Annotated in this window: 17 protein-coding genes; 11 read left to right on the top strand and 6 right to left on the bottom strand. The window is 52.1% G+C overall.

Annotated elements, in window-relative coordinates:
• Positions 1-33 precede the first annotated feature (33 nt).
• Together ACO0LC_RS10480 and moaC are read right to left on the bottom strand one after the other, a co-directional pair.
• A complete protein-coding gene (locus ACO0LC_RS10480; RefSeq protein ID WP_423002687.1) occupies positions 34-606 on the bottom strand; it encodes an endonuclease V in 573 nt (190 codons plus the stop codon).
• A complete protein-coding gene (moaC, locus tag ACO0LC_RS10475; RefSeq protein WP_423002685.1) occupies positions 606-1,109 on the bottom strand; it encodes a cyclic pyranopterin monophosphate synthase MoaC in 504 nt (167 codons plus the stop codon). Before moaC ends, ACO0LC_RS10480 begins: the two co-directional genes overlap by 1 nt.
• Positions 1,110-1,224: 115 nt before the next feature.
• Between moaC and ACO0LC_RS10470 the strand changes: the two genes are divergently transcribed.
• The 8 genes from ACO0LC_RS10470 (at position 1,225) to ACO0LC_RS10435 (ending at position 9,940) form a co-directional block, all read left to right on the top strand.
• Positions 1,225-2,835 (top strand): M48 family metalloprotease, encoded by a 1,611-nt coding sequence (locus ACO0LC_RS10470; RefSeq protein WP_423002683.1) that lies wholly within the window; start codon positions 1,225-1,227, stop codon positions 2,833-2,835.
• Between the two features lie 3 nt (positions 2,836-2,838).
• The gene (locus ACO0LC_RS10465; RefSeq protein WP_423002681.1) at positions 2,839-3,378 is read left to right on the top strand and encodes a hypothetical protein; all 540 of its coding nucleotides are present in this window, start codon (positions 2,839-2,841) and stop codon (positions 3,376-3,378) included.
• A complete protein-coding gene (locus ACO0LC_RS10460) occupies positions 3,348-4,019 on the top strand; it encodes a hypothetical protein (RefSeq protein ID WP_423002679.1) in 672 nt (223 codons plus the stop codon). The genes ACO0LC_RS10465 and ACO0LC_RS10460 overlap by 31 nt, the downstream gene beginning before the upstream one ends.
• Before the next feature lie 387 nt (positions 4,020-4,406).
• Positions 4,407-7,064 carry a hypothetical protein gene (locus ACO0LC_RS10455; RefSeq protein ID WP_423002677.1) on the top strand — a complete coding sequence of 886 codons (2,658 nt, stop codon included), beginning with the start codon at positions 4,407-4,409 and terminating at the stop codon, positions 7,062-7,064.
• A 73-nt stretch (positions 7,065-7,137) separates the two neighbouring features.
• A complete protein-coding gene (locus ACO0LC_RS10450) occupies positions 7,138-7,605 on the top strand; it encodes a DUF6794 domain-containing protein (protein WP_423002675.1) in 468 nt (155 codons plus the stop codon).
• Positions 7,606-7,642: 37 nt separating this feature from the next.
• Complete coding sequence (locus tag ACO0LC_RS10445) at positions 7,643-8,677, top strand: lysozyme inhibitor LprI family protein (RefSeq protein WP_423002673.1); 1,035 nt, start codon at positions 7,643-7,645, stop codon at positions 8,675-8,677.
• Positions 8,678-8,781: 104 nt separating this feature from the next.
• Complete coding sequence (locus ACO0LC_RS10440) at positions 8,782-9,378, top strand: hypothetical protein (protein ID WP_423002671.1); 597 nt, start codon at positions 8,782-8,784, stop codon at positions 9,376-9,378.
• Positions 9,379-9,451: 73 nt separating this feature from the next.
• Entirely contained in the window at positions 9,452-9,940 is a 489-nt protein-coding gene (locus ACO0LC_RS10435; RefSeq protein WP_423002669.1) for a hypothetical protein, read from the top strand.
• Between the two features lie 71 nt (positions 9,941-10,011).
• Here ACO0LC_RS10435 and ACO0LC_RS10430 read toward each other — a convergent pair whose 3' ends face one another.
• The 4 genes from ACO0LC_RS10430 to ACO0LC_RS10415 are packed head-to-tail and all read right to left on the bottom strand — an operon-like array spanning position 10,012 to position 12,237.
• Positions 10,012-10,620 (bottom strand): DUF2946 family protein, encoded by a 609-nt coding sequence (locus ACO0LC_RS10430; protein WP_423002667.1) that lies wholly within the window; start codon positions 10,618-10,620, stop codon positions 10,012-10,014.
• Positions 10,620-11,576, bottom strand: a complete 957-nt coding sequence (locus ACO0LC_RS10425) for a YheT family hydrolase (protein WP_423002665.1) — start codon at positions 11,574-11,576, stop codon at positions 10,620-10,622. The genes ACO0LC_RS10430 and ACO0LC_RS10425 overlap by 1 nt, the downstream gene beginning before the upstream one ends.
• Before the next feature lie 10 nt (positions 11,577-11,586).
• Entirely contained in the window at positions 11,587-12,018 is a 432-nt protein-coding gene (locus ACO0LC_RS10420; RefSeq protein WP_423002663.1) for a YybH family protein, read from the bottom strand.
• A 15-nt stretch (positions 12,019-12,033) separates the two neighbouring features.
• Positions 12,034-12,237 (bottom strand): zinc-finger domain-containing protein, encoded by a 204-nt coding sequence (locus tag ACO0LC_RS10415; protein ID WP_423002661.1) that lies wholly within the window; start codon positions 12,235-12,237, stop codon positions 12,034-12,036.
• Positions 12,238-12,734: 497 nt separating this feature from the next.
• On the opposite strand from ACO0LC_RS10415, the gene ACO0LC_RS10410 reads away from it, so the two are divergent.
• The 3 genes from ACO0LC_RS10410 (at position 12,735) to ACO0LC_RS10400 (ending at position 15,790) form a co-directional block, all read left to right on the top strand.
• Positions 12,735-13,469 (top strand): AzlC family ABC transporter permease, encoded by a 735-nt coding sequence (locus tag ACO0LC_RS10410; protein ID WP_423002659.1) that lies wholly within the window; start codon positions 12,735-12,737, stop codon positions 13,467-13,469.
• Positions 13,466-13,789, top strand: coding sequence for an AzlD domain-containing protein (locus tag ACO0LC_RS10405; RefSeq protein ID WP_162059979.1), 324 nt, complete (start codon positions 13,466-13,468; stop codon positions 13,787-13,789). The genes ACO0LC_RS10410 and ACO0LC_RS10405 overlap by 4 nt, the downstream gene beginning before the upstream one ends.
• Positions 13,790-14,596: 807 nt before the next feature.
• Positions 14,597-15,790, top strand: a complete 1,194-nt coding sequence (locus ACO0LC_RS10400; RefSeq protein WP_423002656.1) for a phosphoglycerate kinase — start codon at positions 14,597-14,599, stop codon at positions 15,788-15,790.
• Positions 15,791-15,881 lie beyond the last annotated feature (91 nt).

Raw genomic sequence — 15,881 nt, 5'->3', positions numbered from 1 at the left:
TACAGGTTCATCTACCATGTCCAGGCCAGGGTTTCAGATACTGTCCGCAGGCTTACCCCCCGCCTCACGGCAAAGCTGATCCACCAGTTTCAGCAAAGTCGGTATGCGGAAGCTGCCATGCATGGCAGCGATATTGGCCAGTGCGGTAGACTGGTCCATGCCTATGCTGGTGATGTATAGCGGCTTGATGCTATCACCCCGGCATATGCCAAAGGATGCATCTATGGCTGAGAAAGAAGACTTGGCCACACCGATGATGGCGACCTTGCCGCCCAGCGCCTGATACAGGTGCCAGCCCAGGCCGGGCTGGCTGCTGCCATCCAGGTAGACATAGCCATCGATAATGATGCAGTCTGGCTGCACCTCATGTTCTGCCAGCAACTGCAATATGCAGGGCAGCTCACGCTTGTAGAATTCGCCCGGTACATACCCGGCCACATCGCTGATATGGCTGATGCAGGTTTTCTCAGGCTTGTTATCGCTCCATTCATGGAACACCACACCGGCGGCATAGGCGTGACTGTTGTCACTATCGATGGCAGCATCAGCGGTGCCATTGTCGGCATAGGCCACGTCTATGGCCAGTAAAGTAGCTGGCTTACTCATTATTGATCGATATCCGCCACCCAGTCACCGGACTTGCCGCCGTGTTTTTCCATGACGCGGATATCAGTCATCACCATGCCGCGGTCGGCAGCTTTACACATGTCATAAATTGTCAGCAGGCCAACTTGCACGGCAGTCAGGGCCTCCATTTCCACGCCGGTTTTACCCACTGTTTCTACCTGCGCCTGGCATGTAACAGTGTTGTTACTTGCATCAATGCTAAAATCAACAGCAACACGGGTCAGGGCCAGCGGGTGGCATAGCGGGATCAGGTCGCTGGTGCGCTTGGCTGCCATGATGGCGGCGATGCGGGCTATGCCGATGACATCGCCTTTTTTTGCGTTGCCTTGCTGGATCAGGTCCAGTGTAGCGGCCTGCATGCGGATATGGCCGCGGGCGACGGCGATGCGGTGGCTATTGTTTTTATTGCCTACATCCACCATATGAGCTTGGCCAGTGGCGTCAAAATGGGTCAGTTCTGGTTTGCTTGTATCTGCGCTCATTTTTGTGTAAAAAGAAAAGAATATCGAAATACAGGTTTAGGTAAAATCGTTTTCACGCGACATTTGCTGGCAGCAAAGTGGTTTTACCTAAGTCCTGAAGAGAAGGAAGCTCTGAGTGTCCAAATTATTGTCTGAATTACAGTCTGAGTTACAGTCAGAATCACAGTCCGACTATCATAGCATTGAGAAACCGCTGCGACGCGCTTTTCGCCTGCCCATACTCCGTCTGGCTGTCTTGCTGGCAGTCACTCTGGGGAGTGCCAGCCTGTCACCCGCACTAGTCCAGGCGCAAAACCTGCCTACGCTGGGCGATACCTCGCGTGAAGATTTGTCGCCTCTGGCAGAACGCAAGCTCGGCGAGCAAATCATGAGCGTGGTCAGGCGCGACCCTGACTTCATGGACGACGCCCCCGTCAGCGAATATCTGAACCGCCTGGGCAACAAAATGCTGGAAAACCGCCAGGATGCCCGGGGCGAAACCAATTTCAATTTTGAGTTTTTTGCCGTACGCGACCCGGTGCTGAATGCCTTTGCTTTTCCGGGCGGTTTTATCGGTTTTCATTCCGGCCTGATTTTGGCGGCGCAATCTGAGTCCGAGCTGGCCTCCGTCATGGGCCATGAGATAGGCCACGTTGCCCAGCGCCATATTGCACGCATGCTGACCAGCCAGAGAAACGATGCCCTGATCCCCCTGGCGGCACTGGCCCTTGCCGTGTTGGCAGCCCGTAGCAGCCCTGATGCCGCCATGGCCCTGGTCACTGGCGGGCAAGGCCTGGCAATACAAAAGCAATTGAACTTTGGCCGCGACGCCGAGCGCGAGGCTGACCGTGTCGGTTTCCAGATCTTGCGTGAATCTGGTTTTGACCCATCCGGCATGGTGAGTTTTTTTGGCCGCCTGCAAAACGCCACGCGTAACTATAACGACAACCTGCCGCCGTATTTGCGCAGCCATCCCTTGACCAGTGAAAGGATAGCCGACATCCAGTCGCGCCTGGTAGATCAGCGCTATCGCCAGCATGCCGACAGCCTGGAATTTTTACTCACCAAGGCCAGGGTCAGGGTCTTGCAAGACAGCACCATCCAGGGCTTGATGGATGCCAGCACTTTTTTTGATACCCAGGTCAAATCCGGCAAACTCGAAGACCAGATCACCGCCAAATACGGCCAGGCCTTTGTCGCCTATAAACGCCTGGATTTTACCAGCGCCCGTAAGTTGCTCGAACAATCGCGCAAACTGCTGGAACAGACCCCCGCTTATAAAAGCCTGCTCAGTTACAGCAATATGTATGTTGATTTGTCGATCGCCATCCTGATCGGTGACAAACAGACTGACGCCGCCGTCAAAGAGGCTGACAAAGCCATGCGTGATCTGCCCCTCTCACGCGGCGTCGCCCTGCAATATGCAGAAGCCCTGCTGGCCGACAGCAAGGAAGAAAAAGCCGCCGTCTTTTTACGCGACCAGATCGTCCTGTACCGACAAGAGGCACAGTTATACAACCTGCTGGCCAAGGTCTACGCCGCCCAGGGCAAGCAAGCCGCCCAGCACGTCGCCCTGGCCGAAGCCTATGGCATAGAAGGCAACCTGGCCGCCGCCCTGCAACAACTGGACATCGCCCGCCGCGAAAAAGATGCCCAGTATTTTGAACTCTCCGTCATCGACGCCCGCGAACGTGAATGGAAAGAAAAGCATAAGGAGCAATTGGCGGAAGAGAAGAAGCGGCGTTGATTTATGGCGCAGCGAATTCTATTAAGCAGAAAAATCTTTCAAGGATTTTTATTACTGCTGGCTTGCAGCCTGCTCACGTCCTGTTTTTTTAAAAAGAAAGATACCGCACAAGGGGCAGCCTACAAGGCTGATTTACTCCAGGCCATCCGGCAAGCCAGCAAGATCGTCGTGACCGAGCATTCCTCAGAACTGGATTTCGTCGTGGCTGGGCGATCTATCCCCCAAAAGGAAAGAGTTTACAGAACGGTGACATTGAGTCAGCGCCACCGTGATAATTTCATTGCTATTGTCGAAGCTACGCCTGACGAAACGCAACAATCATTCTCTGGCTGTCTTTTTGATCCGCATCATACGGTGTATTTTTATGTGCAAGGCAAGCTGGCAAGCAAGCTCGATATTTGCTTTGCGTGTGGTCAGCAACAGTGGGACGCGACCAAGCATAGACCACCATCTTCGATCATTGAGAGTTTCTCCAGCTTCGTCAAGTCCATAGGTTTAAGCCCCGAAAGAGAATGGGAAGAATTGCTGAAGAAAAAGTCTTGATTATATTGTTCAGGTTGGTAAGCGATGGCATCCGGTTGGGGCGATGGTTTAGAATGCTTAAAAGTGATAATTCAAGGAATTTTATGCAGAGATATTACATGTTCAGAATAGTTGTTTTCGTATGTGTCAGCTTGTTTGCCGTCTCGGCACAGGCTGGTAAATTATCTGGTGAGGGCGCGGCCTATAAACGTGAGTTGATCAAGGCAATTGAAACGGCAGATAAAATAGTCGTGACTGAACATTCTGATAAATATGATTTTTTTGATCGCAAGAATTATGTATTTCTGCCGCAGGAACAGCTTACTTATCAAACCGTGATATTGACTCAGCAAGAGACAGTCAAATTTAAGCGCTTTGTTAATGCTGTACCAGCCAGAACGCGGTACCTGATTGCTGCGTGTATTTTTGAGCCGCATCATACGATCAGGTTTTATGCTCAAGATGAATTATTGAGCACTTTACAGATTTGTTTCAAGTGTGGTGCCCAGGAATGGGATGGTAGCAAGTATGAACCGCCTCAAGAAATTATTAGTGCTTACTTTAGCTTGATCAAGGCAATTGGTTTGCATCCTGAAACGAATTGGCGACAAGTGGCAACTGAGAAGTTAAAAAAAGATGGTGAACAATCTGCTGCCGATTAATTTATAATGAGCACTTGCCGGAACAGATTTGCTGGCACCAACTTTCCTCCTCGATAAAAAAGAATAAAAGCATGTGAAATAAAAAATGAAATCTTGAAACCAATTCCCTGATCTTATTCAGTCATAGAATTTGCGCATCCTCTGTAGGAGCGGCTTTAGCCGCGAAAACCCGTGCATCAACTCAAGTGAAGCGCACGGCTTATACTGCAAGAATTCGCGGCTAAAGCCGCTCCTACTAAGTAGTGCCATGCAGTGGATGACACAATAAGATGAAATGGTTTCAATGGATATGCAAGACATGACCATGCTAGCTCATGCGCATTGCGCATTGCGCGTTGATGCTTGCTGGTCATTGCTCTGCCCCAGGAATTTTCATTTTTTATTTACATGCCATCAGCTCACCCAGTCAAAGCCAGGACAGCGCCATCTAAAGCGCCTGTCATCAAATCTATTTTAATCAGCCTCTTGCGCCAGCCAGGGCATATCATTGCCTTGCTAGGTGATGATATCGATGGCGTCTTGCAGCCAGGCTTGCGTCAGGTGAATCTGGCTGAACTTGATAGCAGGCTGTTCCCTCGGGTTGCCAGCTTGGCGGCTGACTGGCATAGCCTGCAAAAGGCCATAGATCTTGCCAGTGTCTGGCCAGCCTTTTGGAGGGTATTTTGGGCGACTCTGCCTGATCCTGGCAACAGCACGACGCCAGTCATGCCGCAAGTTGCAGCAATTAAAAAACCAATCGCCACGGCGGCCCACCCCCGTGCATTTCGTGGCACCAAATACCAGCCGCCCAAGCCTGCATTGCCTGCCTTGGACTTGTGTGCCTGGCTGGCGGACCAACGCTTGCTCGATGCTTTTTTTGCTCGCCATGATTTTGCTGCCTTGCCTGCGCTGGATGCGCAAGGGCAGCTCATTGCGCTGGCAGCAGATGCGTTGCCACCGACCACTGTCTCACTGTTTTTCCGCCACTGGCAAACGACGGCGCAAGCCTTGCCGGTTTTCCCGGATGGCTTTCGCCGCTACTTCCTGTGGCAATTGCGTGCCTGTAGCGCAGAACAGCAACTGGCTTGGTTGCAGATATGGCACAGGCATTGCGGCATGCAGGCAGATGATGTCTGTCGCTCAGAAAACCTGGGTTTGCTGGCACGCCTGTGTGCACTAAATCCTAACCAATGCCATGCCGCAGAACTGGCGCAACTATTGCCTGCCATCCGCCAGAGTATCTTCCTGCGTGTGCTGATGCGTGAACTGCAGGGAAAATTGTCAGATCAGCAGATGAGTGTTGAGCAGCTCATGCGCTTGCATGGATTGTCGGCAGATGATGTGCGCTTTGAGTTTTACCTGCGCAATATTCTGCGTAACCTGGGCAGGCAAGTGAGTGTGGAATATAGTCTCATTGGTTGCCTGCTCTACGAGTCTAGTGATATTGGCGAATTGCGCGACTATGTGCTGACCGCCAAACATGACTGCCAGGATGTACCTGTAGAAGCAATAGTAAGAGCTTGCGATGCTGCGGGTATTAAATCTTGGGTATTCTTATGGGATTATTGCGCCGAATTGCCTGGTCTTGCTCAGCTATTGCGTGAAACTCGCTGGGAGAAATTTAGCCAGCAGGCTGCGGAGACCTGGCTCAATATTTTCTACAAATTTATTGATGAGGATGAGAAAGAAAAATTACAGGCAAAGTGGCAAGTCTATTTGAAGTTGTTTTCTTTTTGCCATGATGTGCTGATAAACCTCACTGCTGAGAGACAAGATAAACTCGCCCGGATATGGAGCTGGTTTGTCGGCGGATGGAGCAATGCACTGACCTTGCCAAAAGCGGTGCATGATTTTTTGCCGCTGATGCATAGATTATGTCTGCCGCCGTTTTCCATTGAAATCGATTATGGACATAGTCTTGTGAATATCATCGAGACTTGGCCGGAAGACAAAAGACATGAAATTCTTGCACTAGATGATCGCGTCTGGCGGCAATTTGAACGCGCCTGCCGCCGAGAAGATAACGTCAATTTACTGACTTATGGTATCTACAGTCTTGCCAATGCGACACCGTCTTTGTTACGTACCTCATTTTTAGCAACGCCTGCCAGGTTCTTTAAAACTGCTTGTTTGCTGGGGAGTTTGCATTTTGAGTGTCGCCAGCTCTTCATGAGAAGACAGTTGAATACTGAATGGTTTACGCTGGACTGGCAGTCAATGCCGTCGCAAACTGCTTGCCAGCGTTTGCTGGAGTTGTGTGCAGCCTCAGGTCTGGATAGCCCTTTGCCGCGTCGCCTGCGTGAATACCTGGCGGGAGACTTGAATTTATCACCACAACAAATAGCAAGGCATTGCAAACTCGCTCTGTCGCGATTACCCGCCTTACACTTGCGCGCGATAGAAGCGGCACTTTGGATAGAAATGGATGGCTCTTTCCAATTACGTGATGCTTCTGCTTCTGCCAGACATGCCCTGCGTTTACTGGCAGGCATGAATCATTTTTCAGGGCGTAACCGTCAAAGCCTGCGACGATTTTTGATCAATGCCAGGAATGGCAATACTCTGGCTTATATCCAGCATCCACTCAATCGAGCCTGGTATGCCAAACACCCAGGTGTTCAACAGGCTATATGGCAGACTGGTCTGCTACGCAAAGTACATATAGGACAAGCCGAGTTGACGCTGGCGTTTGAGCATGATCCCTTTGAAGTGTTGATGATGGGTAGCTATGCGGGAACCTGCCTTGGAATAGGTGGCTTGTGTGATTATTCTACTGTCGCCTGCCTGCTCGATGCCAATAAGCAAGTCTTGTATGCCCGTGATGCCGAGGGCAGGGTGGTGGCACGCCAGTTATTGGCGATTGATGAAGCAGATCAGTTGGTTTGCTTTTGGGTCTATCCTCAAAAGATTCCGCAAGAATTGAAGGCGGCATTCAAATCGTATAATTTGGAGCTGGCATCAAATTTGGGTTTGCCTATGTATGAGGAAAACGATGATAGCAGCTACGACGTCGCCACCATCCTGGCCCAGGGCTGGTGGGACGATGGCCCCTGGGTGGAAGAATAATTTTCAGATAATGAGCAGCAAGTTTTGCTTCATGTATGATGCTTGTTTGATATGAAAATAAGAGAGACAAAAAATGAAAAATACTTTATCCGGCATTTGCCTGGCCATCACAACGGTCATGGCAGCCTGTGCCGGTACGGCATGGGCGCAAGATGCGGCGGTGCCGTCAGCTAATGCTGCCAGCACCAGTCACGCCAGCCCGGCGACTTCCACCTGCGCCACGCCAGGCAAGAATGGTTACGACAAGAATTGCAAACGCTATCCAGATGCCGATACCTGGCCAACCACTTGTGAGCAGGCTGCCACGCAGATATTGGCCAAGCTTGATGATGCCAGCAAGCAGCGCGTCAAGGATGCAAAGTATGAAAACCTGATCCAGTTTCATATGGGTTGGGGCACGGGCATACGCAATGACACCGGCCTGTGGCGCGGCAATGTGGCTCTGACGGATTCGTGTATGGCAAAGGACAAGGATGGCAGCCGCCATCCTGATGACATTTCCATGGTCATCATTCAAGAGATATGGAAAAAGCTGCACTGAGCCTGCAGTTGTAGACATGCCAGAGAGTTCATTAACTATGCCAGTTCTCCGTATTAAATTTCTTTTCGCGAGCGCTATCCTCGCCTGCACCAGCATCACCCTGTCCGCCACTGCCGCCAGTTTTGATTGCGACAGGGCAGCCACTGCCGTGGAAAAAACCATCTGTGCAGACCCAGCTTTATCCGCCCTGGATGAGCAGCTCGGTGTGCAGTACGGGGAATTGCTGAAACTGGCCAAAGACCGCGCTGCCGTCAGCAGGATGCAGCATGAGTGGATTGCTGCTGATTCTAATCTGCCTGACAACCGCAGCACCTGTGAAGAAAAAAACGAAGGACGTGAAGCTTGTCTGGCTGAGGTTTATCGCAAGCGCCTGGATTTGCTGGCGGCCTTGAAGCCCTTATTGCAACAGCCGGATCAACCTGCAGAAGAAGGCTGGCGCTTTGACTTGCACAAAGTGTCGACCAGGTATGACTTCAGCATACGCATGCTCAATAAGTGCGATGCAGATAAAAAAGATGACAGTGTCACTTGCGAAGAAGCTGGCGTGGTGTACATCAGCAAAAAAGGGCAAGCCACGCCTTTGCAGGTGATCCCCATGAATAATATTTACCTGAGCGTATACAAGGCTGCGCCAGTTTCGCCCAATCAGCCAGCAGTGTATGGCGAGCAGGGGACCATCCTGGTCGGGGACTTCAATTTTGATGGAAAAGAAGACATCGCCATCCGCAATGGCAATTTATCTTCCTACAATGGTCCCAGTTATGATGTGTTGTTAAAGTCGAGCTGGCAAGATGGCTTTGTGCATAGCGAACCCATGACCAATTTGATATTCGCTAGCCTGGGTTTCTTTCAAATCGACAAGCAGCACCAGCGCCTGATCACTAATGAGAAAAGTGGCTGTTGCTACCATGTCTCAACAATATATCAACTCGTCCGTGACATACCCGTGCCTGTGAGCAGGAAAATCGATGATGGCCTGGTGGAAGGCAAGTACAACTATCGCTATGAAGAGCATTGGATCAACAGCAAATGGAAGCGAGTAAAATCCCAGAGGGTCAAGCGACAGCAATAGTTTTGGTAATCCTGGATGTTTGAGATGTTTGAGTGGAGGGCGGGTAAGACCAAGCCAGAACATGCGTGACATGAACAGTTAACAGATTGTGTAAAGTAATAGACATGACAGAAAAAATCAAAGAACTGCCAGAGATCTTTATCGCCGTCGATGTCGAGGCAGATGGCCCCATCCCTGGCCTGTATAGCATGATCTCTTTAGGCATGGCCGTGGCGGGGCATCCTGAGCTGAGTTTTTACTCAGAGATCAAACCTATATCAGAAGAGTTTGATCCGGCTGCTCTGGCTGTGTCAGGGCTGGACAGGGATCATTTGATCCGCAATGCGCCAGATGCCGCACAAGCCATACGCGCAGCTTATGATTGGGTCAATTCCTTGCGCAAGATAGGCAGGCCGGTATTTCTGGCAGCACCTGCAGTATGGGATGGCATGTTTGTACACTGGTATTTCATGCGCTACGTTGGCAGCAGCCCGTTTGGATCTACCGGTTCTGGCGTGGATTTACGCAGTTATTGGATGGGGCTCACTGGATGCGAATGGGTGGAAAGCCGCAAGGGCAAGATCAAGTATGCACTCAATCTTGAAGGCTTGCCGCATACCCACCATGCCGGTGAAGATGCAATGGAACTGGCGCAAGTGTTTGCAGCAGTATTGAAAAAACGTGCAGAATTGCATCCTGCTAACTTGCCACAAACTGAATAGTTTAATCCGCAATGCCTGTTTCTTATCTCAAACTGCGGCTTGGCAGTTGCACCTTGATTTGTATGTGAAATCCATGATCAGGCTTTTGTTCTGCTTCATTATCACTGGCCTGCTTGCAGGCTGCAGCCTCATGCCGCAGCCTGCACCTACGTCCATCGTTTTATTTCGTGCATCTATTGATGATATTCGCGAAGGCCCGCCTTATCCTGCATCAACGCAGCCCAATGTCATGGACATCAACAGTTATTTTTTTGTTGATTATGATTTGCATGAAATCCTGATTGGTCACCTCAAACTCCAGCGTGGTACGGCCTTGACTGTCGCCTGGCATATGCCTATGAGTGATCGCGAACCGCCTTTGCAGTTCTATATTCTTGCCCGCCAGGATAGTGAAGGCAAGCTGCGCACCATACTCTGGAAGCAAGTCCACTCTGGTTTTTGCTTGCCACAGGATATCGCTGTAAAAATAGGAATAGAAAACGAGATGCGAAAGCTTTACCAAAGCGGCGAGCCTGCCTGCAAGAATTTGACAGAACTGGGTTATGGCTTGACGAAAAAGTAGTAGCACGGACAGCTACTATAAGCATGAACAGTGTGGCCCTTGGAGCATGAAGCTGGATAAGCTAGGGCCTATCAATCCCCGGCTCTGGGCTTGGCCACAAACCCGAATTCCCGCATCAATTGCCCCTCTTCACAGCGCTGCACTTCCAGGCGCAAGCCAGGCATGCCCGGTGGGTGTAATTGCAATTCACCTGGTGTGCTGGCATCTTCCAGCCAGTGCAATAAGGCTTCATCGCTAATGGCTTGCTGGTCCAGTGTCAGCCAGGGCAGGCAGAGTGCCAGGTCGCGGTCATCGACCTGGGCCAGGGTAGTGCCGCTGCTGAGTTGTAGCCTGCCTTGTGGGTCAAGAAAGGCCAGCTCGGGCGTGAAAGCCTGTGCCCCGTGTTGCAGGGCAAAGCTGCCGTCTGCGGTAGTGTTGGCGATGTAGGGCGTGGCTGTCAGGTCGACATACACACGTTGCGGGCCATTCTGGAAATACCAGCAACCTTCTTCATTGCACAGATAATTGCGGCTGATGAAAGCCAACAGGGTGGGGTGGCGGATGATGTCGCCAGGCAGGTCCAGGGTCTGGCTGCGCTCGTCGCGCATGCGCCAGTTGCCACGCGCATCCAGCGCCAGCCAGCCATAGCAGTGCGGTACATTGGGCCACTTGGCCATGGCTGCCTTGACGATCTCATCCATCAGCTATTCGCCTCAAAGAAATTCAGTATTTTTTGCGGCAACCAGTTCAAATGACCTGGTACGCTGCCTGCCGCAAAGCCCACATGGCCGCCATGATCAGGGTATTCCAGCGTCACGCATCTGGCTGCTTGCGTGGGCAAATGCTGGCCCGGCAAGAAGGGGTCATTTTTGGCATTCAGCACCAGGGTCGGTACGGTAATGTCCCCCAGTATATGCTTGGCGCTGGCCCTGTGCCAATAATCATCAGTATCGAGATAGCCATGCAGGGGCGCGGTGACGACATTGTCGAACTCATACAAGTCCTTGGCTTCCAGCATGGCGGTTTTATTGAACAGACCAGGGAATTGCTCCAGCTTTTGCAGGCACTTGGGTTTCAGTGTCTTTAAAAACATGCGGGTGTAGATCATGTTGAAACCGCTGGACAACGAAGCCCCACCTTGCGCCAGATCAAGCGGGGCCGAGACGGCGCAAGCTGCATTGACGATCTCGGCATGGTGCTGCGATTCACCCAGCCAGCGCAGCAGGGCATTGCCGCCCAGCGAGACGCCCGCTGCATAAAATTTGCCACCGTCATGCTGGTGATGGAATTGCTGGTACAGGCGTTCTATGATCCAGCCTATTTCCTGCGCATCGCCAGAATGATAAAAGCGCGGTGCCTGGTTCAGCTCGCCTGAGCATCCCCGAAAATGCGGTATCGCCCCTGACCAGCCGCGTTCGCGCAAGGCTGCCATCATGGCACGCGCATAGTGGCTGTCGCTGGAACCTTCGAGACCATGGAAGAGCACGACAAAGGGTTTGCCTGGCTCGCCATCGAGAAAATCGATGTCGACGAAATCATTATCCGGCGTGGTCCAGCGTTCACGCCGCAGCGGTGTCACGGGCTTGTTGATAAACAAGGCCGGGTAGATGGTTTGCAAATGGCCGCCGGGTAACCAGCGAGGGGAAAGGTATTTCATTGATGCTTCATTAATGCAGGATGCTGGCCTTGAACATGTCCAGCGGCGGCTTGCCAGAAGCGACCGAGGCATGGTGCATGGTGATGCGCCAGCCGCGCGGTGTCTTGACATACACATTGGTGGCCAGGATATGTACGTCCTGGTTACCGTCGCTGGGGCGCTGGAATTCTTCGACGATGCTGTGTACCGCAGTCAGCATATTGTGGGTGGCATGCAATTGCAAAGGCCGTATCTGCACACTGCCGCGCTCAAAAATACCTTCCCATGAACTGCGTATGGCCGCATGGCCTATCAGCCTGGGGGCGCCGGGGTGTATGCAGACTATTTCTTCATCCTCGGCCCACAGGGCCATCATGCCATCGAGATCGGCACGGCTGAGTGCATCATAAAAAGCCGCTTCGACTTCGTCGGCACTGCCATTCAACTGTTTTTTAGCGGCCATGATGGGGGAAGAGGATTAGTGGGCTTTGAGTACTACGCCTGCTGCCAGCTTGTATTGCGTGCCGCAGTAAGAGCAAGTGGCCGTGCCGCCATGCGACAGATCGAGATAGACACGCGGGTGCGAAGACCACAGCGGCATGGCCGGGTTAGGGCAGTGCGCAGGCAAATCCGTGGCTTGCAGTTCGACGACGTTATTGGTGGTGCTGGCTGTGGTGGACATGGAGACTCCGTAAATAAAAATGGTGCTGGAAGCTTGCTCGCCATGCTGGCGACGCTGGATTACTTCCAAATAAGCATTGCTAACGGGATTTTAACGGATTATGGGGTGGCTGGGGGTATTCGTGCTGGTGGGTGGTCATGCTGTGTAGCCAGGGATTTAGCGTGATCCGGCAAAATTGTAGGTTGGGCCGGGCCTCGGTAGGTTGGGCTACGCCTTACCAGCCTAGCGAGGCCCGGCCCAACACTCGGCGCTTAAATACCGTATACGTTTGCAGAGGCCCAGTGTTGGGCTGATAGCCCGTAGCCCAACCTACGAACCATGGATTGGCGGGGCGGGCAGCCCAATCTACGAAATTGCAATGTATTGCATGAAATTTAAAATCGTATGGGTTTGTGAGGCTTTGAGAATTTATCAATCTGCTCACAAATTCAGCACCGTCGGCAAGCTTTTTGTTTCCAAGCTACAATGATGCACTTTCCCGCTACATCTACACTCTCATGTCATTTGAATCAGACAAGGCCGCGTTCAAGGAAGGTTTGAGAGTAGGCGGGCCCACCTGGTTTGGCGTTGGTGCCTGGGGCCTGGTGGTTGGTATCGCCATGATCAAGGCTGGTCTGACATTACCGCAAGCCCTGGGGATGACCCTGCTGGTCTTTGCCGGATCAGCCCAGCTCGCCTCGCTCCCCCTGATTGCTGCCCATGCCCCAGCCTGGGTGATATTCGCCACTGCCCTGGTGGTGAACCTGCGCTTTTTGATATTTTCTGCCATTCTCGCCCCCCATTTTTCACATCTGCCCTGGCGTACCCGAGCCTGGCTGGGCTTTTTGACGGGCGACATCTCTGTCGGCCTGTTCATGCAGCGTTATCCTGAATTTGCCGAGGAAAAAGGCAAGCTGGCCTACCTCAAGGCCCTGGTATTCCCTAACTGGGCAGCCTGGCAAATCGGCTCGGTCATTGGTATCCTGTTAGGCAGCCAGGTGCCCACCAGCTGGGGCCTGGGCTTTGCTGGCACACTGGCCATCCTGTGCATCATGCTGCCGCTGATCATCAACCGCGCCGCTTTTGCCGGTGTCGTCGTGGCTGGCACCGTGGCCCTGCTTGCCGTGAATATGCCCTACAAACTGGGCCTCTTGCTGGCTGTCTTGCTGGGCATGGGCACGGCCATGATGCTGGAAGAATACCTGGACGGTAAAAAAGTAGCCGCTGGCAAGAACAATGGGGAACAAGCATGAGCGATTGGGAAATCTGGCTCGTCATCGGCCTGCTGACTCTGGCTACCTTTATTGCCCGCAGCGGCTTCTGGCTGGTGGGGCATCACATCAACCTGCCCAAGCGCGTGCAGGAAGCCCTGCGCTATGCCCCCGCTTGCGCACTGGCCGCGATTATTGTGCCTGATTTGTTGTTGACCAATGGCCAGGTCGAAGTCGGCTTGCAAAACCCGCGCCTGCTGGCGGGCTTGCTGGCAACGGCGTTCTTTTTGGTGCGCAAGAATATGTTGCAGACGATATTTTTTGGGATGGCGGTGTTTACTTATATTCGGTTGGGGTTGTGATCTGGGATGAGGGCTATGGCTTTGCTGTGCGCCACGCCTTATACTCACGGCCCATGTCGAAGCCTGAATTGATAATAAAACTGTTTCCTTAGCTAGGTCATTCCAGCATGCTTTTGGCTGGAATCCAGTGGCGTTCGTGGCAATCTATTGCGTGAGCTAATTTCTGATCTCTAGTGTTCGAGCATTCGGATTTTCAAATACCTTCACACGTAATTAAAACTGCCAATACACAATCACGATGAATCTGAAATTAATAGGGTCACAGCATGCAACAAAAGCCGCTAGATTCCTGCCAAAAGCACGCTGGAATGACGTAACTATGGGCGGCGGTTGTGCTGGCGTGTAGCAGCTTCGGCTGTGGACATCCCGTTGATGTATATAAGCCAATAAACGCATTTAGCATGGCAAATTGATAAAAATCATACAAAAGCACGACCGTACTGATTACCCATCAATCCTCATCCATCCCCAATCAAACCTACGCACCATCCCCAAGTCGAAGTAATTCAATCAAATAAATATCAATTTACTACCAATTTCCACATTAAACTCGCAAAACCCGTGCAAAACCGTATGGTCTGCAAGCGGGCTTTGGTAAAATAGCGGGCTGGGGACTTTTGCAATCATGGACTTATCCATAAGGCTTACACAAGATTGTTCCGGCCATGCAGCAACATGGCGCGATAGCGGCTTTGTGTAAGTCTTGAAATATCCCGGCGTCGTGTTTTGTCAGGCTTTGCCATGTGCAGCATCATGGCTGGCCTAGACAGGGGCGCCACCCTTCAACCTTGCCAACTCCATATCACGATGCAATTCAACCGACTCAGTGACCTGATCGCAGCAAACCAGCTCCAGGGCAAACGTGTTTTCATCCGCGCCGATTTGAACGTTCCTCAGGACGATGACGGCAATATTACCGAAGATACCCGTATCCGCGCCTCGGTGCCAGCGATACAGCAGGCTTTGCAGGCAGGTGCTGCCGTGATGGTGACTTCGCATCTGGGTCGCCCGACTGAGGGGGAATTCAAGGCAGAAGATACCCTGGCACCAGTTGCCAAGCGCTTGTCTGAATTGCTGGGCGTGAATGTAGAGTTGAAGCAAAACTGGGTGGATGGTGTTGATGTAGCACCAGGCCAGGTGGTCTTGCTGGAAAACTGCCGCGTCAACAAGGGCGAAAAGAAAAACGACGATGCGCTGGCGCAAAAGATGGCTGCCCTGTGCGATGTGTATGTGAATGATGCCTTTGGCACTGCCCACCGTGCAGAAGCAACTACCCACGGCATCGCCAAGTTTGCCCCAGTTGCCTGTGCTGGCCCGCTGTTGTCCGCCGAGCTTGATGCATTGGGCAAGGCGCTGGGTCAACCTGCGCGCCCGCTGGTGGCTATCGTGGCTGGTTCCAAGGTATCGAGCAAACTGACTATTTTGAAATCGCTGGCTGACAAGGTCGATAAGCTCATCGTCGGTGGCGGCATTGCCAACACCTTCATGCTGGCATCTGGCCTGAAGATAGGCAAGTCGCTGGCAGAAGCAGACCTGGTGGAAGAAGCCAAGGCCATCATAGCCATGATGGCCAAACGCGGTGCGTCGGTGCCTATCCCGACTGATGTGGTGTGTGCCAAAGAATTCTCGCCAACTGCAGTAGCAACCGTCAAGTCAGTGGCAGATGTGCAGGATGACGACATGATCCTCGACATAGGCCCGACGACAGCAGCCCTGCTGGCAGAACAAATCAAAAAATCAGGCACGATAGTCTGGAACGGCCCGGTCGGCGTATTTGAATTCGACCAGTTCGGCAACGGCACAAAAGTGCTGGCGCAGGCAATTGCCGATTCAGCAGGCTTCTCGATTGCTGGCGGTGGCGACACCCTGGCCGCAATTGCCAAGTACAACATCGCTGACAAGGTAGGCTATATCTCCACAGGCGGCGGCGCTTTCCTGGAATTTTTGGAAGGCAAAACCCTGCCGGCAGTAGAAATTTTGTTGCAACGCGCTGTGAAATAATTTGATTCAAAATCAAGACTAAAACCCCTAACCACAGATACACGGAGGCACAGAGAAAGGCAAGAGAAAAGCTTGAGAGCTTTCAAAGTAG

It is taken from the genome of Undibacterium sp. JH2W (assembly GCF_049340425.1).
Lineage (GTDB): Bacteria > Pseudomonadota > Gammaproteobacteria > Burkholderiales > Burkholderiaceae_D > Undibacterium.
Note: the sequence above shows the minus strand (reverse complement) of the source record. Positions and strands in the feature narration are given on the sequence as shown.